25 protein-coding genes are annotated in these 23,903 nt (G+C 71.8%); 4 read left to right on the forward strand and 21 right to left on the reverse strand.

Going from position 1 to position 23,903, the window contains the following annotated elements; genetic code table 11:
• Positions 1 to 134: 134 nt before the first annotated feature.
• From hisG to E1267_RS15920, 12 genes are all read right to left on the reverse strand, one after another.
• Positions 135 to 980, reverse strand: coding sequence for an ATP phosphoribosyltransferase (gene hisG, locus E1267_RS15865; RefSeq protein WP_132333229.1), 846 nt, complete (start codon positions 978 to 980; stop codon positions 135 to 137).
• Between the two features lie 61 nt (positions 981 to 1,041).
• The gene (locus E1267_RS15870; RefSeq protein ID WP_132333230.1) at positions 1,042 to 1,305 is read right to left on the reverse strand and encodes a phosphoribosyl-ATP diphosphatase; all 264 of its coding nucleotides are present in this window, start codon (positions 1,303 to 1,305) and stop codon (positions 1,042 to 1,044) included.
• 211 nt (positions 1,306 to 1,516) lie between these two features.
• A complete protein-coding gene (locus E1267_RS15875; protein ID WP_132333231.1) occupies positions 1,517 to 3,304 on the reverse strand; it encodes a DEAD/DEAH box helicase in 1,788 nt (595 codons plus the stop codon).
• Between the two features lie 307 nt (positions 3,305 to 3,611).
• Positions 3,612 to 3,971: a metal-sulfur cluster assembly factor gene (locus E1267_RS15880; protein WP_132333232.1), complete on the reverse strand. Its 360-nt coding sequence runs from the start codon at positions 3,969 to 3,971 to the stop codon at positions 3,612 to 3,614.
• 61 nt (positions 3,972 to 4,032) lie between these two features.
• The gene (gene sufU / locus E1267_RS15885; protein WP_132333233.1) at positions 4,033 to 4,473 is read right to left on the reverse strand and encodes a Fe-S cluster assembly sulfur transfer protein SufU; all 441 of its coding nucleotides are present in this window, start codon (positions 4,471 to 4,473) and stop codon (positions 4,033 to 4,035) included.
• Between the two features lie 2 nt (positions 4,474 to 4,475).
• Positions 4,476 to 5,732 (reverse strand): cysteine desulfurase, encoded by a 1,257-nt coding sequence (locus E1267_RS15890; RefSeq protein ID WP_132333234.1) that lies wholly within the window; start codon positions 5,730 to 5,732, stop codon positions 4,476 to 4,478.
• Positions 5,729 to 6,475, reverse strand: a complete 747-nt coding sequence (gene sufC / locus E1267_RS15895; RefSeq protein WP_132333235.1) for a Fe-S cluster assembly ATPase SufC — start codon at positions 6,473 to 6,475, stop codon at positions 5,729 to 5,731. The genes E1267_RS15890 and sufC overlap by 4 nt, the downstream gene beginning before the upstream one ends.
• A 4-nt stretch (positions 6,476 to 6,479) precedes the next feature.
• Entirely contained in the window at positions 6,480 to 6,800 is a 321-nt protein-coding gene (locus tag E1267_RS15900; protein ID WP_132333236.1) for a non-heme iron oxygenase ferredoxin subunit, read from the reverse strand.
• Positions 6,797 to 7,921: a Fe-S cluster assembly protein SufD gene (sufD, locus tag E1267_RS15905; RefSeq protein ID WP_132333238.1), complete on the reverse strand. Its 1,125-nt coding sequence runs from the start codon at positions 7,919 to 7,921 to the stop codon at positions 6,797 to 6,799. Before sufD ends, E1267_RS15900 begins: the two co-directional genes overlap by 4 nt.
• A complete protein-coding gene (gene sufB, locus E1267_RS15910) occupies positions 7,921 to 9,333 on the reverse strand; it encodes a Fe-S cluster assembly protein SufB (RefSeq protein WP_132333240.1) in 1,413 nt (470 codons plus the stop codon). Before sufB ends, sufD begins: the two co-directional genes overlap by 1 nt.
• Positions 9,330 to 10,028, reverse strand: a complete 699-nt coding sequence (locus tag E1267_RS15915; protein WP_132333297.1) for a helix-turn-helix transcriptional regulator — start codon at positions 10,026 to 10,028, stop codon at positions 9,330 to 9,332. Before E1267_RS15915 ends, sufB begins: the two co-directional genes overlap by 4 nt.
• A gap of 91 nt (positions 10,029 to 10,119) precedes the next feature.
• A complete protein-coding gene (locus E1267_RS15920; protein ID WP_132333241.1) occupies positions 10,120 to 11,346 on the reverse strand; it encodes a multidrug effflux MFS transporter in 1,227 nt (408 codons plus the stop codon).
• A 183-nt stretch (positions 11,347 to 11,529) separates the two neighbouring features.
• Between E1267_RS15920 and E1267_RS15925 the strand changes: the two genes are divergently transcribed.
• Both E1267_RS15925 and E1267_RS15930 read left to right on the forward strand, forming a co-directional pair.
• Entirely contained in the window at positions 11,530 to 12,438 is a 909-nt protein-coding gene (locus E1267_RS15925; protein WP_132333243.1) for an ABC transporter ATP-binding protein, read from the forward strand.
• Positions 12,435 to 13,232 (forward strand): ABC transporter permease, encoded by a 798-nt coding sequence (locus E1267_RS15930; protein ID WP_165959636.1) that lies wholly within the window; start codon positions 12,435 to 12,437, stop codon positions 13,230 to 13,232. The genes E1267_RS15925 and E1267_RS15930 overlap by 4 nt, the downstream gene beginning before the upstream one ends.
• Before the next feature lie 37 nt (positions 13,233 to 13,269).
• Here the strand turns inward: E1267_RS15930 and E1267_RS15935 are convergent, their stop codons facing one another.
• Complete coding sequence (locus E1267_RS15935) at positions 13,270 to 14,472, reverse strand: MFS transporter (protein ID WP_132333245.1); 1,203 nt, start codon at positions 14,470 to 14,472, stop codon at positions 13,270 to 13,272.
• Between the two features lie 185 nt (positions 14,473 to 14,657).
• On the opposite strand from E1267_RS15935, the gene E1267_RS15940 reads away from it, so the two are divergent.
• On the forward strand, positions 14,658 to 15,548 hold the full coding sequence (locus tag E1267_RS15940; protein ID WP_132333247.1) for a hypothetical protein: 891 nt from the start codon (positions 14,658 to 14,660) through the stop codon (positions 15,546 to 15,548).
• A 210-nt stretch (positions 15,549 to 15,758) separates the two neighbouring features.
• Positions 15,759 to 16,688: an EamA family transporter gene (locus E1267_RS15945; RefSeq protein WP_181957806.1), complete on the forward strand. Its 930-nt coding sequence runs from the start codon at positions 15,759 to 15,761 to the stop codon at positions 16,686 to 16,688.
• A 332-nt stretch (positions 16,689 to 17,020) separates the two neighbouring features.
• On the opposite strand, the gene E1267_RS15950 is transcribed toward E1267_RS15945, so the two are convergent.
• Genes E1267_RS15950 through E1267_RS15985 form a run of 8 tightly spaced genes read right to left on the reverse strand, consistent with a single transcriptional unit; the run spans position 17,021 to position 23,853 of the window.
• Entirely contained in the window at positions 17,021 to 17,689 is a 669-nt protein-coding gene (locus E1267_RS15950) for a GntR family transcriptional regulator (RefSeq protein ID WP_132333249.1), read from the reverse strand.
• Positions 17,690 to 17,703: 14 nt separating this feature from the next.
• On the reverse strand, positions 17,704 to 18,648 hold the full coding sequence (locus tag E1267_RS15955; protein WP_132333251.1) for an ornithine cyclodeaminase family protein: 945 nt from the start codon (positions 18,646 to 18,648) through the stop codon (positions 17,704 to 17,706).
• Positions 18,645 to 19,625, reverse strand: a complete 981-nt coding sequence (locus E1267_RS15960) for a proline racemase family protein (protein ID WP_246063924.1) — start codon at positions 19,623 to 19,625, stop codon at positions 18,645 to 18,647. Before E1267_RS15960 ends, E1267_RS15955 begins: the two co-directional genes overlap by 4 nt.
• Positions 19,622 to 20,623: a proline racemase family protein gene (locus E1267_RS15965; RefSeq protein ID WP_132333253.1), complete on the reverse strand. Its 1,002-nt coding sequence runs from the start codon at positions 20,621 to 20,623 to the stop codon at positions 19,622 to 19,624. Before E1267_RS15965 ends, E1267_RS15960 begins: the two co-directional genes overlap by 4 nt.
• The gene (locus E1267_RS15970; protein ID WP_132333305.1) at positions 20,620 to 20,964 is read right to left on the reverse strand and encodes a dihydrodipicolinate synthase family protein; all 345 of its coding nucleotides are present in this window, start codon (positions 20,962 to 20,964) and stop codon (positions 20,620 to 20,622) included. The genes E1267_RS15965 and E1267_RS15970 overlap by 4 nt, the downstream gene beginning before the upstream one ends.
• Entirely contained in the window at positions 20,964 to 22,472 is a 1,509-nt protein-coding gene (locus E1267_RS15975) for an FAD/NAD(P)-dependent oxidoreductase (RefSeq protein ID WP_132333255.1), read from the reverse strand. The genes E1267_RS15970 and E1267_RS15975 overlap by 1 nt, the downstream gene beginning before the upstream one ends.
• Complete coding sequence (locus E1267_RS15980; RefSeq protein WP_132333257.1) at positions 22,469 to 22,711, reverse strand: (2Fe-2S)-binding protein; 243 nt, start codon at positions 22,709 to 22,711, stop codon at positions 22,469 to 22,471. The genes E1267_RS15975 and E1267_RS15980 overlap by 4 nt, the downstream gene beginning before the upstream one ends.
• On the reverse strand, positions 22,708 to 23,853 hold the full coding sequence (locus E1267_RS15985) for an NAD(P)/FAD-dependent oxidoreductase (RefSeq protein ID WP_246063926.1): 1,146 nt from the start codon (positions 23,851 to 23,853) through the stop codon (positions 22,708 to 22,710). The genes E1267_RS15980 and E1267_RS15985 overlap by 4 nt, the downstream gene beginning before the upstream one ends.
• Positions 23,854 to 23,903 lie beyond the last annotated feature (50 nt).

The following is a 23,903-nucleotide window of genomic DNA, read 5'->3' on the forward strand; positions in this document are numbered from 1 at the left end:
CCGCCCGCGCGACCCGGCCCCCCGCCAGCACGGAAGCTTCCGGCTGCGTACCGGCCTTCCCCCAGGGACAGGCTCTTCGCAGAGCGCGCGGGCGCCCCGGGGCGTGTCGTGCCCGGGGGCGCCCGCGGAAGATGTCAGAGGCGGCAGGCGTAGATGTCGGTGACCAGGATCGCCCGGGCGCCGATGTCCCAGAGCTGGTCCATCACCTGCTGGTGGCCTTGGCGCCGGACCATCGCCCGCACGGCCACCCACCCCTCGCGGTGCAGCGGGGAGACCGTCGGCCCCTCCATGCCGGGCGTGAGGGCGATGGCCTCCTCTATGCGCTCGGCGCGGATGTCGTAGTCCATCATGACGAAGTCGCGGGCGTGCACGACGCCCTGGAGGCGGCGTACGAGCTGGTCGCGGCCCTGCGTCCGCGGCGCGCTCTGCTGTTTGATCAGCACGGCCTCCGAGCGCATGATCGGCTCGCCGAACACCTCGAGGCCGACGTTGCGCAGCGTCGTGCCGGTCTCCACGACGTCGGCGATGGCGTCGGCCACGCCCAGGCGGATCGCGGTCTCGACGGCGCCGTCGAGTTTGATCACGCGGGCGTCGACGCCCTGGTCTGAGAGGTATTTGTCGAGCAGCCCCGCGTAGGAGGTGGCGATGCGCCGGCCGTCGAGGTCTTTGACCGACGACATCGTGCCCGCCATGGCGGCCAGCCGGAAGGTGGAGCCGCCGAAACCGAGCGGCATGATCTCCTCGGCCGGGGCGCCCGAGTCGATCAGCATGTCGCGGCCGGTGATGCCGGCGTCGAGAGTGCCCTCGCCGACGTAGATGGCGATGTCGCGGGGCCGCAGGAAGAACAGCTCGCAGCCGCTGGCCTCGTCGACCACCACGAGCTCTTTGCTGTCCCTGCGCGGCCGGTAGCCGGCCTCTTTGAGCATGCTCTGGGCGGCCTCGCTGAGGGCGCCTTTGTTCGGTACTGCCAGACGCAGCATGTCAGGTCCTTGTCGTCTCTGTCGCTTCTCCAGGGCTTGCCGGTGACGGGCGCGTCGCGCCCTAGAGATGCTTGTAGACCTGGTCGAGCCCGATGCCCTTGGCGATCATGAGCACCTGCACGTGGTAGAGCAGTTGGGAGATCTCCTCGGCGGCTCTGTCGTCCGACTCGTGCTCGGCGGCCATCCAGCTCTCGGCGGCCTCCTCGACGACCTTCTTGCCGATGGCATGGACGCCGGCGTCGAGCGCGGCCACGGTGCCCGAGCCCGCCGGCCGGGTCATGGCCTTCTCTGACAGCTCGGCGAACAGCTCTTCGAAGGTCTTCATGGTCTCTCTCGTCGATTGGCTGACGTGCCTGTCAAGCCTAGTCTGCGCCAGGCACTGGCGCTGCCCGGTGTCCGCCACGCGGGACGCGCGAGCACAACGCTCCTTCACCCGCGGCATCGCGCTCAGCGGCCGAAGGGCTGATCCCGTACGGAACGGCGCTGCCCGCCGCACCTGGGCAGGTGCGGCGGGCAGCGGCGATGGCGAACGGGCGTCAGCGCTCGTAGCGGCCGGAATTGCGGCGGTAGCCGCCCTTGCCGCGCTCCCCCGAGCGGAAGCCGTCACGCGGCCCACGCTCGTCGGGACGGCCGCCGCCGGAGCGGTAGCCGTCGCGCGGGCCCGTGGCAGCGCGGTCGTCGGAGCGGTAGCCGCGCTCGCGGTCGGCCGAGAACGGGCGGCCGCGGTCGGAGGCGTAGCGCGGGCCCGCGGCAGCGCGGTCGTCGGAGCGGAACCCGCCCCGCTGGCCGCGGTCGTCCTGGCGGACGGGGGGACGGTCGTCGGAGCGGTAGCCGCCGCGCGGCCTGCCGTCACGGGGCTCGCGGCTGAAGGGCCGCTCACCGCCCTGGTCATGGCGGCGCGGACGCCGGTCGCCGTCGAACTCCCGGCGCGGGCCGCGGTCGCCACCCGACGGGAACGGCCGCTCACCGCCCTGGTCGTGGCGGCGCGGGCGCCGGTCGCCGTCGAAGTCCCGGCGCGGGCGGCGGCCGCGCCGCTCGGAGCCGTTGTGGCCGCCGTCACGGCGGGGCCGCAGCGGCTTGCGCACGTCGGGCTCCCAGACGGGGACGGGCTCGCCGCTCGGTGTGCGGGCCCCCGTCACCTCGGCGAGTCTGGGGTGCCCCGCGGTGACCTTCAGGCGGAACGGGTGGATGCCGGCGCGCCGGGTGAGCGCGTCGGTCGAGCGCCGCTCGTTGGGCAGCACCAGCGTGACCACGGTGCCCTTCTCGCCGGCGCGGGCCGTACGGCCGCCCCTGTGCAGGTAGCTCTTGTGGTCCTGCGGCGGGTCCACGTGCAGCACCAGGCTGATGTTGTCGACGTGGATGCCCCGCGCCGCGACGTCGGTGCAGACGAGCACGCCGATGGAGCCCTCGCGGAACTCGGCGAGGATGCGGGTGCGCTGGTTCTGGCGCTTGCCGCCGTGCAGGCCGCCCGCCTTGACACCGACCCGGGCCAGCTGCTTGCACAGCCGGTCGACGCCGTGCTGGGTGCGGACGAAGATGATCGTACGGCCCTCGCGGTTGGCGATCGCGGCCGTGACGTCGAACTTGTCGTCGCGCGTGACCTGCATCACGTGGTGCTCCATGGTGTCGACCGGGGAGGTCGCGGGGGCCACGGAGTGGGTGATCGGGTTCTTCAGGAAACGCCGCACCAGCTTGTCGACGTCGCCGTCGAGCGTGGCGGAGAACAGCAGCCGCTGCCCGTCGGCCGGCGTCTGCCCCAGCAGCTCGGTGACGACGGGGAAGAAGCCGAGGTCGCACATGTGGTCGGCCTCGTCGAGGACACTGACCTCGATCTCCGACAGGGAGCACTCACCCTGCCTGATCAGGTCGCCCAGGCGGCCCGGCGTGGCGATGACCACGTCGACGCCGCGCCGCAGCGCCTCGATCTGCTTGCCCATCGACATGCCGCCGACGATGACCTTCATGCGCAGCCCGAGGCCGCGACCGAGAGGTTCGAGGGCGTCGTGCACCTGGAGGGCCAGCTCCCGGGTCGGCACGAGGATCATGGCCTTGGGTCTGCCGGGGGCGGGGCGCACACCCGCGATGCGGGCCATGGTGGGAAGGCCGAAGGCGAGCGTCTTGCCGGAGCCGGTCTGGCCGCGGCCGAGCACGTCGTGGCCGGCGAGCACGTCGGGGATCGTCGCGCTCTGGATGGCGAACGGGCTGTCGAAGCCCAGCTTGGCCAGCCCGTTCACGAGCGGCTTCGGCAGGCCGAGCAGCTCGAACTCGGAGGGGCCAGGCTCGGGAGTGGTCTCGCCGAGCTCGGGCATGACAGCGTCAAGCATGGTCACGAAATTCGTGCCTTTCCGTCGAAGTGGCGCGTCACTTCTGCGAAAGGACGAGCCGGGACGTACGGCGCTGGCCGTACACGTTCAGGGGCACCCGCCGTCGGGGCGGGTCGAGAATGAGGGAGACACACCGGGGCACCGGCCGCAGGCGGCGCGAGACGCGCAATGAGACGTCAGGTGCGTTTGGTGCCAACGCCGGGATGTTATCGGATATTCCCCCGGATGGGCCCGGACCTTCCAAAACCCGCCTGGCACACACACTGAAACGGCCGACGCTTTACGCCAGCCGCAACAGCAGAAAAGATCAGACGTTAAAGCCTAGCATACGCAGTTGCTCACGGCCTTCATCAGTGATCTTGTCCGGCCCCCACGGCGGCAGCCAGACCCAGTTGATCTTGACATCGGAGACCATGCCGTCCAGCGCGGAGTGGGCCTGGTCCTCGATGACGTCGGTCAGGGGACAGGCCGCGCTGGTCAGCGTCATGTCGATGGTCGCCACCACCTGCCCGTCGTCGGACGGGTCGAGATTGAGCCCGTAGACCAGGCCCAGATCGACCACGTTGATGCCGAGCTCGGGGTCGACGACGTCCTTGAGCGCCTCCATGACCTCGTCAACGTTCGTGTCACCCTCGAAGCCGGTCGGGGTCTCCACTGGCTTGCTCATGACACCTCCTTCGCGGTCGTGAGCGAACCACCGGGTCGCATCGTGCCTTCGTTCCGCTCACTCACGTGGCAGCGCTCCTCACTACAGCGTCCTTGTAGGCCATCCAGGAAAGCAACGCGCATTTGACGCGCGCCGGGAACTTGGCGACGCCCGCGAACGCGACCGCGTCGCCGAGCACCTCCTCGTCGGCCTCCACCTTGCCCCTGCCCTGCATGAGCCGGGTGAACTCGTCGACCACGGAGAGCGTCTCCTCGACCGTGGAGCCGGTGGCCAGCTCGTGCAGCACGGACGCGGCCGCCTGACTGATGGAACAGCCCTGCCCGTCGTAGGAGACGTCCAGGATCTTGCCGGCGTCGCCCACCTTGACCCTGAGCGTGATCTCGTCGCCGCACGTCGGGTTCACGTGGTGAACCTCGGCGTCGTACGGCTCGCGCAGCCCCCGCCCCTGCGGGTGCTTGTAGTGTTCCAGGATCAGCTCCTGGTACATCGACTCGCCGATCATGGCTATGCGAACACCTTCTGAACGTGATGGAGGCCGCGCACCAGGGCGTCGATCTCGCCCGTGGTGTTGTACAGGTAGAACGACGCTCGCGTGGTCGCCGGTATTCCGAAGCGCAGATGCAGGGGGCGCGCGCAGTGGTGCCCCACGCGTACGGCGACGCCGAAGTGGTCGTCGAGGATCTGCCCCACGTCGTGCGGATGTATGCCCTCCAGCGTGAACGACAACGTGCCGCCGCGCTCCTCGATGGTGTCAGGACCGATGAGACGGAGGCCGGGCACCTCGCGCAGGGCATCGAGCGCGTGGGCCGTCAGCGTGCGCTCGTGGGCCTCGATGGACTCCATGCCGACGCCGGTGAGGTAGTCGACGGCCGCGCCGAGCCCGACGGCCTCGACGATCGGGGGCGTGCCCGCCTCGAACTTGTGCGGCACGGGAGCGTACGTCGAGCGGTCCATCCAGACCGCCTCGATCATCTCGCCGCCGCCCAGGAACGGGGGCATCGCGTCGAGCACCTCGGCCCTGCCCCACAACACGCCGATGCCCGAGGGGCCGACCATCTTGTGGCCGGTGAAGGCCACGAGGTCGGCGCCGAGCCGGGACACGTCCACCGGGTGGTGCGGCACGGACTGGGAGGCGTCGAGCAGGACGAGCGCGCCCATCTCGTGGGCCCGCGCGGCCACCTCGGCGACCGGGTTGACGGTGCCGAGCACGTTGGACTGGTGAGCGATCGAGACGATCTTCGTCCGCTCGGTGATGACGCCCGGGTCGTAGTCGAGCCGCCCGTCGCCGGTGACCCCGAACCACTTCAGGGTCGCGCCGGTGCGCTGCACGAGCAGCTGCCACGGCACGATGTTGGAGTGGTGTTCCATCTCGGAGATGACGATCTCGTCGCCCGGGCCGAGCGTGAAGCGGGGATCGGTGACGGCCGGGTTGCCGAAGGAGTAGGCGACCAGGTTGAGCGCCTCGGAGGCGTTCTTGGTGAAGACCACCTCGTCGCGCGAGGGCGCCCTGATGAAGCCCGCGACCTTGTCACGGGCGCCTTCGTAGGCGTCGGTGGACTCTGCGCCCAGCAGGTGCATGGCCCGGCCGACGTTGCTGTAGTGGAATGCCAGGTGCTCGCGCATGGTGTCGATGACCTGGTTGGGCTTCTGCGAGGAGTTGCCCGAGTCGAGGTAGACGAGCGGTCGCCCGTCGGGCAGCTCGCGGGAGAAGACCGGGAAGTCCTTCCTGATCTTCTCCACGTCCAAGCCGTCGTATGTCATGCAGACGCCTTCGTGTACTGCTCGTAGCCCTCCGACTCGAGCTTGTCGGCCAGCTCGGCGCCGCCCTCCTCGACGATCCTGCCGCCCGCGAAGACGTGCACGAAGTCGGGCTTCACGTACCGCAGGATGCGCGTGTAGTGGGTGATCAGCAGCACGCCGGTCTCGCCGGTGGCGCGGAAGCGGTTGATGCCCTCCGACACCACGCGCAGCGCGTCGACGTCGAGACCGGAGTCGGTCTCGTCGAGCACCGCGATCTTCGGCTTGAGCAGCTCGAGCTGGAGGATCTCGTGGCGCTTCTTCTCGCCGCCGGAGAAACCCTCGTTGAGGTTGCGCTGGGCGAAGGCCGCGTCGATGGCCAGCGAGTCCATGCCGCTCTTCAGGTCCTTGGCGAACTGGCGCAGCTTGGGCGCCTCGCCCTGGATGGCGGTGACGGCCGAGCGCAGGAAGTTGGAGACCGACACGCCTGGGACCTCGACGGGGTACTGCATGGCCAGGAACAGTCCCGCGCGGGCCCGCTCGTCGACCGACAGCTCCAGCAGGTCGACGCCGTCGAGCAGCACCTCACCGCCGGTGATGGTGTATTTCGGGTGGCCGGCGATCGCGTAGGCGAGCGTCGACTTGCCCGAGCCGTTGGGGCCCATGATGGCGTGGGTCTGGCCGGACTTCACGGTCAGGTTGACGCCGCGCAGGATTTCCTTGTCCTCGACGGCGACCTTGAGGTCACGAATCTCTAGGGTGGACATGTCTTTATGACTCCTTCGAGAGCGAGACGAGGACGTCATCGCCGTCGATCTTGACTGTGTATACGTTCACGGGCCGGGTCGCTGGCGGCCCCGTGGGCTTGCCCGTACGGACGTCGAAGCACGAGCCGTGCAGCCAGCACTCCAGCGTGCCGTCGTAGACCTCGCCCTCGCTGAGCTTGACCTCGGCGTGGGAGCAGACGTCGTGCAGGGCGAAGACCTCCCCGCCCTTGCGTACGAGCGCGACCGGCGTCTCCCCCACCTCGACGCCGAGCACCCCGCCGTCGGGGATGTCGTCGAGCGCGCACACCTTCTCGAATGCGGTCATCGGGCCAGCTCCGCCTCCACCGCGCCGAGCACGCGCTCGCGGATCTCATCGACCTGGATCTTCTCGATGAGCTGGCCGAGGAAGCCCTTGATGACCAGGCGGCGGGCCTGGTCGTAGGGGATGCCGCGAGCCTGGAGGTAGAAGATGTGCTCGTCGTCGAGGCGTCCGGAGGCGGAGGCGTGCCCCGCTCCCGCGACCTCGCCGGTGAGGATCTCCAGGTTGGGCACCGAGTCGGCGCGCGCCCCGTCGGTGAGGATGAGGTTGCGGTTGAGCTCGTAGGTGTCGGTGCCCTCGGCCTCGACCCTGATGATCACGTCGCCGATCCAGACGGCGTGCGCCCTCTCGCCCTGCAGCGCGCCGCGGTAGTCGACGTTGCTCTTGCAGTTGGGCTGCGAGTGGTCGACGAGCAGGCGGTGCTCCAGGTGCTGGCCGGCGTCGACGAAGTAGAGGCCCGACAGGTCGGCGTCGCCGCCGGGAGCGGTGTAGGACACGCTGGGCGCCAGGCGTACGAGGTCGCCGCCGAGCGTCGCCACGAAGCTGCGGAAGGTCGCGTCCTTGGCCAGCTGGGCGTGGTGGTGCGAGACGTGGACCGCGTCGTCCTCCCAGTCCTGCAGGCTGACGACCTTGAGCGTGGCGCCGTCGCCGACGACGAACTCGACGTTGTCGGCGTAGACCGCGCTCCCCTGGTGCTCGATGATCACCACGGCCTCGGCGAGCGGCCCGACTTTGACCACGACGTGACCGTAGGTGGCGCCGTCGAGGCCGCCGCCGCGCACCTCGACGCGGATCGGCTCGTCCGGCGTGGCCTCCTTGGGCACGGTCACGACCAGCGCCTTCTCGAAGGCGGAGTAGGCCTGCGCGCTGACCCGGTCGGCCGGCACGTAAGCCTGGCCGATGCGGGGGTCGCCACGCCCCACCCACTCCGCGGTGACCCCGGCCGGCGTGGTGACCTGGGTGAGCGCCTGGCCGGTGACCTCGGCCTTGCCGTTGTGCAGCCCCTTCAGGCGCGAGAGCGGCGTGAACCGCCACGCCTCCTCGCGCCCTGTCGGGACGGCGAAGTCGGCCAGGTCGTAGGACGCCTTCTCGTGCAGGGTCGACAGGGGCTTCTCGTTCAGGCCCATCAGCCGACGGCTCCTTCCATCTGCAGCTCGATCAGCCGGTTGAGCTCGAGGGCGTATTCCATGGGCAGCTCGCGCGCGATCGGCTCGACGAAGCCACGCACGATCATGGCCATCGCCTCGTCCTCGTCGAGCCCGCGGCTCATGAGGTAGAAGAGCTGGTCCTCGCTCACCTTGGAGACCGTGGCCTCGTGCCCCATCGAGACGTCGTCCTCGCGGACGTCGACGTAGGGGTAGGTGTCGGAGCGGCTGATCTGGTCGACGAGCAGGGCGTCGCACTTGACGGTGCTGGCGCTGCCGTGGGCGCCCTCCTCGATCTGCACGAGACCGCGGTAGGAGGTGCGGCCGCCACCGCGCGCCACCGACTTGGAGATGACGCTGGAGCTGGTGTGGGGCGCCAGGTGCACCATCTTGGAGCCGGCGTCCTGGTGCTGGCCCTCGCCGGCGAACGCGACGCTCAGCGTCTCACCCTTGGCGTGCTCGCCCATGAGGTAGACGGCCGGGTATTTCATCGTCACCTTGGAGCCGATGTTGCCGTCGACCCACTCCATGGTCGCGCCCTCGTAGGCCACGGCGCGCTTGGTCACCAGGTTGTAGACGTTGTTGGACCAGTTCTGGATGGTCGTGTAGCGGCAGCGCGCGTTCTTCTTCACGATGATCTCGACGACCGCGCTGTGCAGCGAGTCGGAGGAGTAGATCGGCGCGGTGCAGCCCTCGACGTAGTGCACGTAGCTGTTCTCGTCGACGATGATCAGGGTCCGCTCGAACTGGCCCATGTTCTCGGTGTTGATCCGGAAGTAGGCCTGCAGCGGGATCTCGACCTCGACGTTCGGCGGCACGTAGATGAACGAGCCACCGGACCACACGGAGGTGTTGAGCGCGGCGAACTTGTTGTCGCCCACCGGGATGACCGAGCCGAAGTACTCCTTGAAGAGCTCCTCGTGCTCCTTCAGGCCCGTGTCGGTGTCGACGAAGACGACGCCCTTCTCCTCGAGGTCCTCACGGATCTTGTGGTAGACGACCTCGGATTCGTACTGGGCGGCGACGCCGGCGATGAGGCGCTGCTTCTCCGCCTCGGGGATGCCGAGCTTGTCGTAGGTGTTCTTGATGTCGGTGGGCAGCTCGTCCCAGGACGTGGCCTGCTTCTCGGTCGAGCGCACGAAGTATTTGATGTTGTCGAAATCGATGTCCGTGAGGTCGGAGCCCCAGGTCGGCAGCGGCTTCTTGCCGAACAGGCGGAGGCCCTTCAGGCGAAGGTCGAGCATCCACTCCGGCTCGTTCTTGAGCGCGGAGATGTTGCGGACGACCTCCTCGGACAGGCCGCGCTTGGCCGCCGCACCCGCGGCATCCGGGTCGGCCCAGCCGAACTTGTAATTCCCGAGGCCTTCCAGCTCCGGGCGGTCGGTGACAGTCACCTTCCGGTCTCCTTGCTCTTGTCTCTATGTGCGGATTGGCCCAGCGTCTGCGGGCTCACATGTGTCGTGCAGACCCCGTCGCCGTGGGCGATCGTGGCCAGGCGCTGCACCGGGACGCCGAGCAGTTGCGCGAACGCCTCCGTCTCGGCCTCACACAGCTGCGGGAACTCCGCCGCCGCGTGTGCCACCGGGCAGTGATGCTGGCAGAGCTGGTCGCCGCCCGACTTGGCCTTGCTGGCCGAGGCGGCGTACCCCTCCACCGACAGCGCCTGCGCCAGCACCTGCACGCGCTGGTCCGCCGGCACCGTCCGCATGACCGGCTCCAGCCGCTTCAGCAGGCTCGAGACCTGCGAGCGGGCGAAGTCGGCCACCGCTTCGTCGCCCATGCGCTCGGCCAGGAAACGCAGCGCGCTCCCGGCCAGGTCGTCATAGGCGTGCTCGAAAGCACTGCGCCCCGCGTCGGTGATGGCGAACAGCTTGGCCGGCCGCCCGCGACCGCGCTGTCCGCGCGGGCGCGCCATGCGAGGCTCGATCAGCCCGTCGGCCAGCAGCGCGTCGAGGTGGCGGCGGACGGCGGCGGGCGTGAGCCCGAGCCGCTCCCCGAGCGCCCCGGCCGTGACGGGACCATGCTCCAGAATCAGCCTGGCGACACGGGCGCGCGTGCCGCGCTCGGTGCCGGGCTCACTCAGGTGCATGTTTTTCACAACATCAGTGTGCCGTAATTCCTTCCCGCTTCACAAACGGATCGGGGAACCGAGGGAATGCAATTTCTCACGCAGGGTAGGCTTACCTAACTTGCGGGCGGACCAGGGCTGCGAAGATCACGGCCGAGCCGGAGATGAGCCCCAGCATGACACAGGCCATCGGCACCGCACTGCCCGATCCCACCAGCCCGACCAGCGGGGCCGCGACCGCGCCGAGCGCGAACTGCAGCACGCCGAGCAGCGCCGACGCGCTGCCCGCCACCTGCGAGGGCTGCGAGGCCAGCGCCAGCGCGCCGGTGCCCGGCAGCACCAGGCCCTGGCCGAGCATGATGACGAACAACCCGGCCACGATGTACCACAGGCCGAACCCGGCGAGCGCGGCCGCCAGCAGCAGCACGGCCCCCGTCAGTCCGATGGCCAGCCCGACGAGCACCAGCCGGGCCGGGAGCACCCGCCCCGCCAGCCGGCCGCCGAGCTGGGCCGTGATGGTGAGGGCGATCGCGTTGAGCCCGAAGATGAGGGAGTACTGCTGGGGCGTGGCGTCGTACACCTCCTGGAGGACGAACGGCGAGCCCGAGATGTAGCTGAACATCGCCCCGAACGCCAGCCCGGCCGTCAGGGCGGACCCCATGAACGGGCGGTCGCGCAGCAGCCGCCAGAACGTGCGCACGGTGTGCCCGAGCCCGCCGCTCTCCCGCTCGGCCGCGGGCAGCGTCTCGCGCACGCCCGCCAGCACGGCCACCAGCAGCACCGCGCCGATGAGGCTGAGCACCACGAACACGCCCCGCCACGAGGTGAACGCCAGCACCTGGGCGCCCGCTATCGGCGCCAGGATGGGAGCCAGGCCGCTGACCAGCATGAGGGTGGCGAAGATGCGGGCGATGGCGGCGCCGTCGTACAGGTCGCGCACGACGGCCCGCACGATGACCAGCGCCGCGCCGCCCAGCATGCCCTGCAGCAGCCGGAACGCGATCAGCATGGGCACCGACGGCGCGAACGCGCACAGCAGCGAGGTCAGCATGAACCCGGTCACGCCCACTATCAGCGGCACCCTCCTGCCGCGTACGTCGCTGACCGGCCCGGCGATCACCTGGCCGACGGACACGCCGATGAGGCAGGCGGTGAGGGTGAGCTGCACCTGCGCGGGGACGCTGAGCATCTGGGAGGTGATGGCGGGCAGCGCGGGCAGGTACATGTCGATGGAGAGCGGCCCGATCGCCGACAGCGCCCCGAGGATCACCAGCAGCAGGCCGCGGCGGCTCCTCCGCTCATGAACGACGACGGCGGACGTGGCTTCTGCCACGGACATGTGCGCCCCTTCCCTCGCAGACCGGCGGCCCCACGAGGGCCGAAGGATCAAACCAGGAACAGCTCCTCCGAATTCCCGGTTATCAGATATTTCTTGGGGATTTCATGACCCGGACGAGGAACACCGGTCGGGCCGTACTCACCTGCGGCAGGGACCGCCCACCGCAGTCCCTAAACTCATGGCATGGACTCCCCAGCCGTCGAGATCATCGACCTGGTCAAACGTTACGGCGGCACCACCGCCGTCGACGGCCTCACGCTCCGCGCCGAACGCGGGGCGGTCACCGCGGTCCTCGGTCCCAACGGCGCGGGCAAGACGTCCACGGTGGAGATCTGCGAGGGGTTCCGCGAGGCCGACGCGGGCACAGTCAGGGTGCTCGGCCTGACGCCCGCGCTGCCCGAGCTGCGCTCGCGGGTGGGGGTCATGCTTCAGGCGGGCGGCGTGCCGCCGGCGATGCGCTGCGCCGAGTGGCTGCGTCTCGTCTCGCGTTTCTACGCCCGCCCGCTCGACGCCGGCGCGCTGCTCGCCCGGCTGGGGCTGACGGAGCACGTACGCACGCCCTACCGGCGGTTGTCGGGCGGGCAGCAGCAGCGCCTGTCGCTGGCCGCGGCCGTCGTCGGGCGGCCGGAGCTGGTCTTCCTCGACGAGCCGACGGCCGGGCTCGACCCGCAGGCCAGGCACGCCTGCTGGGAGCTGGTCGGCGAGCTGCGCGGCGCGGGCGTGTCCGTCGTGCTGACGACCCACCACATGGACGAGGCCGAGCGGCTGGCCGACCACGTGGCGATCATCGACAGGGGGCGGGTGGTGGCCGAGGGCAGTCCCGCCTCGCTCACCGGCGCCGAACGCCAGCTGCGGTTCAGGGCGCGGCCGGGGCTGGCGCTCGACGAGTTGCTCAACGCGCTGCCCGCGGGCAGCGCGGCCAAGGAGTCGCCCGCCGGGCACTACATCATCGAGGGCCTGGTCGGGCCCGAGCTGCTGGGCACGGTGACGGCCTGGTGCGCCTCCGAGGGCGTGACCGCCGACGACCTGCGCATCGAGCGCCGCACTCTCGAAGACGTGTTCCTTGAGCTGACCGGCAGGGAGCTGCGATGACCGCTGTGCCGTCACCCGCTGGAGGCGCGATGACCACGCTCGACCTCACCCCCGCGCCCGGCGCGGCGCCGTTCCCGCGCATGGTGTTCGCGCAGGCGTGCGCCGAGGTCCGCGCGACCCTGCGCAACGGCGAGCAGCTGGCCCTCACCCTGGTGCTTCCCGTGCTGCTGCTGGTGGGGTTCTCGATGATGCCGCTGATCGACGTGGGCGCCAGCCGGGTCGACTTCCTGTCGCCCGGCGTGCTGGCGCTGGCGGTCATGTCCACGGCGTTCACCGGCCAGGCCATCGCGACGGGGTTCGAACGCCGCTACGGCGTGCTGAAGCGGCTGGGCGCGACGCCGCTGTCCAGAGCCGGTCTCATGCTCGCCAAGACGGCCGCCGTCGTGGCCGTGGAGGCCGTCCAGGCCGTCGTGATCGTGGCCGTGGGGCTTGCGCTGGGATGGCGGCCGCAAGGTTCGTTCCTGAGCGCGGCGCTGCTCATCGTCGTCGGCACGGCCGCCTTCAGCGGCCTGGGGCTGCTCATGGCGGGCACGCTGCGCGCCGAGGCGACGCTGGCCGCCGCCAACCTCGTCTACCTGGTGCTGCTGGGCGCGGGCGGGGTGGTCTTCCCCCTGTCGAAGTTCCCCGAGGGCATGCGGCCGGTGCTGGAGATCCTGCCGATCTCGGCGCTGACCGGCGGCCTGCGCTCGGTGCTCGCCCAGGGCGCGGCGCTGCCGCTCGTCCCGCTGACCGTGCTGGCGGCGTGGGCGGTGCTGTCGCTGGGGCTGGTCTCACGCACCTTCCGCTGGGAATGACCGCAGCCCGAGCCGGGCATGACCGGCCTGCCGGGGTTCATTCGGGTCGCGGCTGGGGCGTCTCGGCGCTGAGGGCTCCGTAGCGGCGCCGCGCTAGGGCTGCCACCACGGTCAGCGGTACGGCCGCGCCCGCCGCCAGGCCGAACAGCAGCGCGTACCTCCCGTGGTCGGCCAGCGGCCCGCCCGCCCAGGACGCCACCGCGCTGCCTACGAACAGGGCCGAGGCGAAGAACGCGATCGTCGTCCCCCTGGCCTCCGGCACGACCGAGGTGGCCCACGTCTGCAGCGACGAGTGCAGGAACGACCAGCCGCCGCCGAGCAGCAGCGCCGTCACGGCCACGGTCGGCAGGCTCACGTGCACGGTCACGATCGCGAACCCGGCGCACAACTGTGCGCCGCCCACCGTCATCAGCACAGGCGGGGACCAGCGGCCCACCAACCGCTTGACGACCTTGGACAGCGCCCACAGGCCCAGTCCGTACGCGGTGATGGCGAGCCCTGCCACGGCCGCGGCGAACCCGGCGTGCTCCAGCGCGGTGGCCAGGAAGGGCATGACGCCGAGCAGGATCGCGCCCTCGACGAACGCCAGCCCGAACACCAGCAGCGCCCATCCGTGCCCGAGCACCGCCCCCAGGTAGCGGCCCACGCCCCGCGCGGCGCCGGCGGCGCGGGGCGGCTCGGGCAGCGAGCGCAGCGCGACCGCACAGGCCAGCGCGCACGCGGCGGGCGCCAGGAAGGCCACCCGCCAGTGCAGCAGACCGGCGATCACTCCGCCGACGCCGGTGGCCAGGGCGGTGCCGAGCGAGGCGGCGGCCATCAGGTCCGTGAGCGCGCGCTGCCGCACCGACGCCCTGACCGTGTCGCCCACGTACGTCAGGCCGGTGGGGATCACCGCGCCGAAGCAGGCGCCGGCGACGATCCTGGCCGCCACCAGCGCCCCGAGCACGGGCATGAGGGCGGAGACCAGGCCCGCCAGCGCCGCGCCGAGCAGCGCTCCACGCATCACCCGCACCCGGCCGAACCGGTCCGACAGCAGTCCCCACAGCGGCTGGGACAGCCCGTAGGCCAGGTAGTAGCCGCTGGCGGCGGTGACGGACGCCGCCAGGGACACCTCCAGGTCCCTTGCGATCAGCACGAGCATGGGGGTGACGGCGAAGCGGTCGAAGCTGCTGACGAACGACGACACGGACAGGGCGGGCGGCGGCCGCTCGGTGCTCACGGGGAGGTCAGGGGCTTTCATATGTCCATAGTTCGTTTGCCTAACTAAAAGGATCGAGCACCACTCTAAGTGGGGACATGTCGGGAGGGTCAGCGCGGCCGCCCCGAGCCGTTTCACCGGCGAGGGCCGCCGAGCGTAGTTGGACAACTACCGTAAAGGGCTGGCACGGTATCCTGATGCGGTTCGTCAGGGGATTTGTCGCAGTCTTGTCAGTTCTGGTCGGTTGCCTGGTGGCGGTCGCCGCCGTACCCGTGCGGTGGGCCGACGGCCAGCTACAGACGGACGCGTACGCGACCACGGTGGCTCCGCTTCTCCAGGACCGGGAGCTGCAACGCTTGCTGGCGAACACCGCGTTCGACGCGGCCGACGCGAAGGGCTACGCGGTTCCGCGCCGTTGGAAGGACCGTGTCCACACCCAGATGGCCACCATCCTCGCCACTCCGCAGGCGCGGCAGATATGGCTGGACGCGAACCTCGCGGCACGCGATCTCGTCGTGGACGGCACAGGCAGCACGATCGTGGTCGACACCGGCGACCTGATCGGCTACGTCCGCGAGCGGCTCAAGGCCCTCGGCATCAACCTGCCACGGACGCCGAGCGAGGCCGACACCAAGCTCACGCTGGCCGACTCGCCCCAGATCGCTCAGGTCAGGGAGTCCGCCCGGCTGCTGCACACGCTGGCAGGCGTCCTGCCGGTGGCCGCGCTCGGCGCGCTGGCGCTCGCCGTCCTGGTCGCACGGCGGCGGTTCCTGACGCTGGCGTCGGCCGGCTTCGCGGTCGCGATCGGCATGGGTGGCGCGATGGTGGCGCTGGGCATGGGCAGGGATCGCCTGCTCGGCTCCAGCGCGCTCGCCGCCGGCGAGGCGACCGGCACACTGGCGGCGTCGGTCTACGACGCGTTCGGAAACTCCTTGCGCGCGGACCTGCTGACCGCGCTCGTGGCCGCGGCCGTCGTCGGCGCGGCGGGGGTGGCGGCGGCCATCGTGGTGCCGTTGCTTCGCCGCCGTTCCGGCGCCGCGGACCCGCCACCCGGTGCACGGGCGCACGCGGTGCCCGCGCAGGCGGGGTATGAGCAGGGCACGAGCACCACGATGTGACACGCGAGTGCGTGTCGTTCGCACGGTGCGGGGTTCCGCGGCGGCCCCATGCCATGGGCTCCCGAGCGATGGCTACCATGTTGAGCTGGACATTGACTGGAGACTCCACCCGAACCTGGCACGTCAGCACGGCCCAGAGCGGGACATCCAGCTCAAGATTCCGGTCACCTGCCCTCTCAGGGGTTGCCCTTCTCACAGCCGAGGAGTCTCGTGTCCTTCGCCCTCGACGACCCGTTCGACCGCCGCCCCACCCTGTCCGGGCCGGGCGGCGTGCTGCGCGCGGCCGCCGACTCGATCCCGCCGTCGAGCCTCGTCCTGCTGGGGATCTTCTCCGTGCAGCTCGGCGCCGGGTTCGCCAAGGAGCTGTTCGCGGCATTGCCGCCGAGCGCGGTGGTGTTCCTGCGCATCACGGCGGGGGCGCTCATCCTGGGCCTGTTCGTCAGGCCGCGGCTCAAGGGGCTGACCCGGCGTGACTGGGCGGTGGGCGTCGGCTTCGGCGCGACGCTCGCGCTGATGAACCTGAGCTTCTACGAGGCCCTGTCGCGGCTGCCGATGGGGGTCGCCGTGGCCGTCGAGTTCCTCGGGCCGCTGGGCGTGGCGGTGGCGGCCTCCCGGCGCAGGCTCGACCTGCTGTGGGTGGGCCTGGCCGGCGCAGGCGTCGTGCTGCTCGCGCCGTGGGGGCAGTCGGCGTCGGTGAGCTTGGCGGGCATCGCCTTCGCGATGCTGGCGGGAGCGTGCTGGGCCGGATACATCCTGCTGTCGGCGGCGGCCGGGCAACGTTTCCCGGGCACGAGCGGGTTGTCGTTCGCGATGCTCGTGTCGGTGGTGCTGATCGCGCCCGTCGGGGTCACGACCGGCGGGGCAGACCTGCTCCAGCCGGAGCTGCTGCTGATCGGGCTCGGCGTGGGGCTGCTGTCGTCGGTGATCCCCTACTCGCTGGAGCTGCAGGCGCTGCGGCGCATGCCCAAGCGGGTGTTCGGCATCCTCATGAGCCTGGAGCCGGCCGCGGCGGCGCTGGTCGGCGTGCTGCTGCTCAGCGAGTTCCTGCACGTGCAGCAGTGGGCGGCGATCCTGTGCATCGTGGCCGCGAGCCTCGGCTCGACGAGGAGGGCCGGCCGCGCGAACAAGCGCGGCGAATGACGTCGGCGTCGCGGGACGGGCCGCCGCGCGCCCGTGGGATGGGGTCTCGGGCGCGCGGCGGGGGGCTCGGCCTCGGTGGGCGGGTGTGCCGAGCCCGGTGAAGGTCAGCGGAGTGCGGGAGTCCGCTTGACCAGGCTGACGCCACCGCCCGGCAGCGGGGATGGCGTGGTCCGGTGGTCCGATGGACCGGGACGACGGGCCAGCCGGGCGCCCTCGCGAGGCGCCGCTCAGCCGGCCCGCATCGAGGTTACCTCGATCGGGGAGCCCGCGATCCCTAAATATCGGAACTTACCGCTCGAATTACGGACCGCCCAGCTCCGTGCGGGCCGGGCTCAGTGTTCGGCCCAGATGCCGCGTACGTGGCCGATGTGCTCCTCCATGATCTGGCGCACGGCGGCGGCGTCGCCGCTCTTGAGCGCGTCGAGCAGCGCCAGGTGCTCCATGGCCGAGTCGGACAGGGTGCCGCGCTCGGAGAGCTGGGACAACCCGTAGAGCCTGGCCCTGGTACGCAGGTCGCGCACCACGGACACCAGGTGCGCGTTGCCGCACAGGGCCAGCAGCTCGACGTGGAAGCGCAGGTCGGCGTCGATGTAGGCCAGCAGGTCGCCCCGCTCGCTGGCCGAGACGATCTCCTCGGCGATGGGCCGCAGCCGCTCGAACTCCTCGGCCCGCGCGCTGTCGGCCAGCCTGGCCACCGTGGGCACCTCGATGAGCTGGCGGATCTCGGTCAGCTCGTCGAGATCGCGGTCGGACAGCTCGGTCACCCGGAAGCCCTTGTTGCGCACCGCCTCGACCAGGCCCTCCTTGGCCAGGTCGAGCATGGCCTCGCGGACGGGCGTGGCCGACACGCCGAACTGGGCGGCCAGCACCGGCGCGGAGTAGACCACTCCCGGCCGCATCTCGCCGGTGATCAGCGCGGCGCGCAGCGCATGGGCGACCTGCTCGCGCAGGCTCTGCCGCTCCCCCACCATCGGCAGGTCGAGCCGATCCTCGGCGACCATCCCGCCACCCCCTCCTACGTCCACGCCTCGTAAGCGGCAGCCGCGACCACGAGGTCCTCCCACGCCATGCCCGTGCCTTTGAACACACGCGGTCCCGGCCCTGTGACCACTCTCCCGCCGATCAGGTCGGCGAGGTTGCCGGCGAGATGACCGCTGGTGATCGTACCTTGGCGGATCGGGACAATCAGGTCACCCGCTTCCTCCATGGCGGCCGCCCTGGCCTCGACGACCACGGTGGCACGCGCGACCAGATCGCCGTCGAGCTCGCGTGCGCCGGGCTCGTGCGAGCCCACGGCGACCACGGTGGCGCCGTCGCGGGCGAGCTTACCGGGGAACAGGGGTTCCCTGGCGGTGGTGCAGCACGCCACGAGGTCGGCCCAGGCCACCGCCTCGTGGGTCTCGCCCTCCTGTGCGGAGGTCAGGGACCGCGCGTCCAGCCCGAGCGAGCGGCAGTGCCCGGCGAGCGCCCGCGCGCGTCCGGGGTCACGCCCGACGACCGTCACCTCCGCGACGGGCGCCACCTCGCGGAGCGCGGCCACGTGCCCCCACGCCTGCGGGCCGCTGCCGTACACCACCAGCCGCCGCGCCCCCGGCCCGGCCAGGTGGCGGACGGCGAGCGCCGAGACGGCGGGAGTGCGCAGCGAGGTGAGCGCGATCCCGTCCATGGCCGCGAGCGGGGCCAGCGTCTCGCCGTCCAGCAGCAGGTACGTCCCCTGGATCCGGGGCAGACCCCGCCCGGGGTTGGCCGGCGCGACGGTGGCGGCCTTCACCCCCGCGTACCGCCCGGCCGCGGCCGGCATCAGCAGGAGCTGCCCGGCGGGCACGTCCACGACCGACCGTTGCGGTGTGGTCTCCGGGTCGAGCCCGGCCCTGAGCGCGTCTTCGAGGACGTCCACGGCCCGTCCGGGCGGCACCAGCCGCTCCAGCGTGGCGGCGTCGAGATACGGCAGTGTGCTCATCGCAGGGTGAACCCCGTTCCCATCGGATCGTCGGGATCGAGCGTGAAGGAGTGCCGCCCGGTCCGGTACGCCATGCCTTCGATCTCCGGTACGACAGCGCCCTCGGCGACGGCGGCCACCCGGGCGCGGAAGGTGCTGCCGACGACGCTGGTGTGGATCAGCGGGCCGCGCAGCCCGTCCTCGTGCAGCAGCGCCAGGCGGGCGGCGGTGCCCGACCCGCAGGGTGAGCGGTCCACCTCGCCGTCGGCGAACACCGCGACGTTGCGCTGGTGGGCCACGCCGTCCACGCCGGGCAGCTCGTCGTAGAAGATCACTCCGTAGACGCCGGAGAGCCGGTCGTCGGCGGGATGCCGGGAGGCGGGGTGGCCGGCCAGGTCCGCCTTGACGCGCCGGGCGCGCTCGATGAGCTCGGGCAGGTGCCGCGGCTCCACCGCCAGCCCCACCACCGCGGCGGGCGCCGAGGCGTAGATGGCGCCGCCGTACGACACGTCCACCGTCGTTCCCCCGGCCGGCACGCGGCGGGCGAGCACGAACGACGGCACGCTGACGAACGTCACGGCCCGCACCTGGCCCTCCGAGCAGCGCACCCGTGCCGTGACGCGGCCCGACGGCACGTCGATGACCACGTCCGTCTCGCCGTCGGGCACAGCGTCGGCCATGCCCTCGCGCACCGCGTGCACGCCCAGCGCGATCGTGCCGTGGCCGCAGGCGGTGGAGAAGCCGTCCTTGTGCCAGAACAGCGCGCCGAACCTCGCGCCCGGGTCGTCAGGAGGGACCAGGAAGCATCCGTACATGTCGGCGTGGCCACGCGGCTCGTGGCACAGCAGCCGCCGCACGTGGTCGAGGTCCCTCATCGCCGCCGAGCGGCGGTCGAGCACGTCGGAGCCGGGGATCTCGGGCACGCCGCCGGTCACGATCCTGAACGGCTCGCCGCCCGTGTGGTAGTCGACCGTCGTGATCGCGGGCACCCCGCTCACAGCTCGAATCCCGCGGGGAAGGGGTCGCGCGGGTCGAGGAAGTACTGGGCGGTGCCGGTGATCCAGGCGCGGCCGGTGATCGACGGCGCGACGGCGGGCCCGTCGCCCACGGTCGTCTCCTCCAGCAGCCGGCCGACGAACCTGGTGCCGATGAACGACTCGTTCACGAAGTCCCGTCCTAGCGGCAGCTCGCCGCGGGCGTGCAGTTGCGCCATGCGGGCGCTGGTGCCGGTGCCGCACGGCGAGCGGTCGAACCAGCCGGGGTGGATGGCCATGGCGTGCCGCGACTGGTGGGCGTCGGAGCCGGGCGCGGCGAAATAGACGTGGTGGCAGCCCCGGATGCGGTCGTCCTCGCGGTGCACGGGCTCGTCGGCGGCGTTGACGGCCTCCATGGTGGCCAGGCCGGCCGCGATGATCTCGTTCTTTGCCTTGCGGTCGAACGGCAGGCCGTAGTCGCCGAGGTCGACGATCGCGTAGAAGTTGCCGCCGTAGGCCAGGTCGTACGGGATCGTCCCGAACCCCGGCACGGTCACGGCGGCGTCCAGCCGGTCGCAGTAGGAGGGCACGTTGCGCAGCGTCACCGACATGGCCATGCCGTCCTCGACGGCCACGTCCACCGCCACCAGCCCGGCGGGCACCTCCAGGCGTACGGTGGTGACCGGCTCGGTGACCGCCACCATGCCGGTCTCGACGAGCACGGTCGCCACGCCGATGGTGCCGTGCCCGCACATCGGCAGCAGCCCCGACACCTCGATGAACAGCACCCCCCAGTCGGCGTCCGGCCGCGTGGGCGGCTGCAGGATGGCGCCGCTCATCGCCGAGTGGCCACGCGGCTCGGTCATCAGCAGCGTGCGGATGTGGTCGAGGTGGTCACGGAAGTAGACGCGCCGCTCGGCCATGCTCGCGCCGGGGATCACGCCCACGCCTCCGGTGATCACGCGCGTGGGCATGCCCTCGGTGTGGGAGTCGACGGCGTGGAATACGCGCTTTGTCCTCATCGCAGCCCTTCCGCCAGTGCCATCTCGGTCGCCGCCCGCACGACAGCGGCCTGCTCGGCCCATCGGCGCGACTCCGCGGCACCGTACGCGCCCGCCCCCGCCATCACGTCGCGCCCGCCGACCGCCTCGACGGCGGTGTCGACCACCCGCGCCCGCTCCCGCGAGGTCAGCGTCTGGTACTCGCCGAGCGATCCGTTCGCCACGACACCGGCGCAGCCGCGGCCGGCCGGCCGGAGGCAGTGGGCGGCGTAGGCGTCGAAGTCGACGGTCAGGCCTTCGCCTCGCATCGGCAGCGCGGTGGCCACCATGACGCCGTGCCAGGGCTTGCCGCGGTGTTCCATCACGAGTTCCTCCGTGTCGGGGGGTTCGGGTGAGAAGGTGGATCGTCCGCACGGGCCCCGCCGGTCCCGTCAACGGTGACTCCGGCGCTCGCCTCGCCGCTCTCGCTGAGCGCGCCGAGGGTGACCGGCTGGGCGATGGGGCGGCGGGGCGGCTGGGGCGGCTCCCCCGCCAGGCAGGAGAGCGCGTATCCGCAGACGCGGCCCTGGCACCAGCCCATGCCGGGCCTGGCCAGCAGCTTGATGGAGCGCGCGTCGGTCGCGCCGAGGTCCTGCGCCTCGCGTACGCGGGCCAGCGGCACCTCCTCGCACCGGCACACGAGCGTGTCGTCGCGCAACCACCCCTGCCAGCCTGGTTTGACGGGGTACGCCCGCTGCAGCGCCTCCCCGAACCTCCGCCACCGGACCCGTCGCCGTACGAGCACCCCCGGCACCGCTCGGGCCGCTCCCTCACGGGGAGCCGTCCCCGTGGCGGGGCCGGCGTGCAGGGCACGGGAGTCGGCCACGACGGCCAGGCCGGCGACGCGGCCCTCCAGTTCGGACAGCCTCCACCCGCCGACTCCGGTGGGCTCGCCCGCCGCCCACACGCCCGGGACGGTGGTGCGCTGGCCGGTGTCCACGGTGAGCACCTGGCTGCCGTCCACATCGTGCCGGGTCCCGCAGCCGAGTTGCGTGCCCAGCTCGATCTGCGGCACGAAGCCGTACCCCGCGGCCACGGTGTCGCACTCGACGACGCGGGTGGCGATGATGTTCCACCCCTTGTCGAGCCGGGCGACGGTGACGGCCTCCACCTCTCGCTCGCCGTGCGCCGCGACCACCGCCTGGCGGGTGCGGTACGGCACCCGGTGGCGTGCCAGGTCCACGGCGTACCGTGCTGCTTCGCCCGCCTTGTCCAGGGCCAGGAGGGGCCGCCTGGCCAGCCCGAGCGCGCCGCCCGCCTCGTACACGCCGAGGACGCGCGCTCCCGCCCCGGCCAGCCCGCAGGCCGCGGGGAGCAGGAACGGCCCGGTGCCGGAGACGACGACCCGCCGGCCCGCCACGACGCCGCTGCCCTTGAGCAGGGCCTGAGCGCCGCCGGCGGTGAGCACTCCGGGCAGGTCCCAGCCGGGGAAGGGCAGCGGCCGGTCGTACGCGCCGGTGGCGATCAGCAGTCGCCGCGTCCGGAGGACGACCGGCCGTTCGCCCTCCGGAGAGGGTGTCACGCCGTGGACGGCCAGGGTCGCGTCCGGCTCGCGGGCGGCGCTCCACACCTGGTGCCGCAGCAGCACGTCGGCGCGCTCGCCCAGGGCCCGCGCCTGCCGCAGGAACCGGCCGAGCCCGGGCACGGCCCCGGGCACGGCCCCGGGCACGGCCCCGGGGACGGCCCCGGGGACGGCGCAGTGGCGGAAGTACTGGCCGCCCAGCCGCGCGCCGGAGTCCACGAGCGCCACCCGCAGTCCCGCCCGCACCGCCGTGAGCGCCCCCGCGACCCCCGCGGGCCCGCCGCCCACCACCACCAGGTCGTACGTCATGACGTGGTCACCTCGTCCCCCGGCGCGGCCTCCAGGAGGCAGGCCCGTTCGGGCGCCCGCCCGTTGACGGAGACCAGGCAGTCGAAGCAGACGCCGATCCCGCAGAACAGTCCTCTGGGCCGCCCGCCGAAGCGGGTGCTTCGCCAGGAACGCACGCCGGCCGCGTGCAGGGCAGCGCCGATCGTCTGCCCGGGGACGACCGGCACGGATCGGCCGTCGACCGTGATGGGGAACGTCACTGGTCCTCCTCGGAGAAGCGGCCGGGCCGGAAAGGGCTGAGGTCGAGGTCGGGTCTGTGGCCGGCGATGAGCTGGGCGAGCAGGTGCCCGGTCGCGGGGGCGAGCCCGATGCCCGCGCCTTCGTGCCCGCACGCGTGGTACAGCCCCGGCATGCGCGGGTCGGGGCCGATGACGGGCAGGTGGTCGGGGCAGTACGGCCGGAACCCGCAGTAGGACCTGATGGCCCGCACGTCGCGCAGCGTGGGGAACAGCGCGACCGCCTGCCCGGCGAGCCGCGCGAGCACCGGTACCGACGTCGTCCTGTCGAATCCGACCCGTTCCCTGCTGGCACCGATGAGCACGGTCCCCGCAGGGGTGCCCTCGACGACGGCGGACGTCTCCAGCTCCGGCGAGTCGCTGGCGACGTTGGTGACGTAGGCGGCGGTGTAGACCTTGTGCCTGATCAGCGGCTCGCGCAGGGGCTCTGTGACGAGGATGAAGCCGCGCCGGGGCAGGATCGGCAGGTCGACGCCCGCCAGCGCGGCCACCTCGCCGCCCCAGGTGCCGGCCGCGTTGATCACCGCGCCGCCGCGGACGTCGCCCTTCGAGGTGCGAACCCCCGTCGCCCGGCCGCCCGAGCGGGTGATCCCGGTGACCGCGGTGCCGAGCCGCAGTCGCAGCGCTCCCTGGCCGTAGCTGCGCGCGGCGTGCCTGAGCAGGGCGGCGGCGGCCAGCATGGGCTGCACCTGGGCGTCCTGCGGGTAGAGGACGCCGCCGGCGAGGTCGCCGGCGAGGTGCGGCTCGTAGTCGCGCAACGATCCGGCCGGCACCAGGGTGTGCTCGACGTCCTGCTTGGCCGCGAGGCCGGCGAGGCGTTCCTGGATCTCGGGGGTCTCGGCGACGACGAGCCCGCCCTTGGCCTCGAACTCGAACCCGCCGTCGCCGCCGTACCGCTGCGCCAGTGAGCGCCACAGCCGGTTGGACAGGACGGCCAGCTCCAGCTCGGGTCCTGGTTCCTTGTCGGACACCAGCACGTTGCCCTCGCCCGAGCCGGTCGTGCCGCCCGCCACGGGTCCACGGTCGATCACGGTCACGTCGAGTCCCGCCCGTGCGGCGTAGTAGGCGCAGGCCGCTCCCACCACGCCGGCGCCGACGACGATCACGTCGGACAAAACGCCACCACCTCCCAACAGTAATATGTCACATACTCAAT

Source organism: Nonomuraea longispora, assembly GCF_004348345.1.
GTDB classification, from domain to species: domain Bacteria; phylum Actinomycetota; class Actinomycetes; order Streptosporangiales; family Streptosporangiaceae; genus Nonomuraea; species Nonomuraea longispora.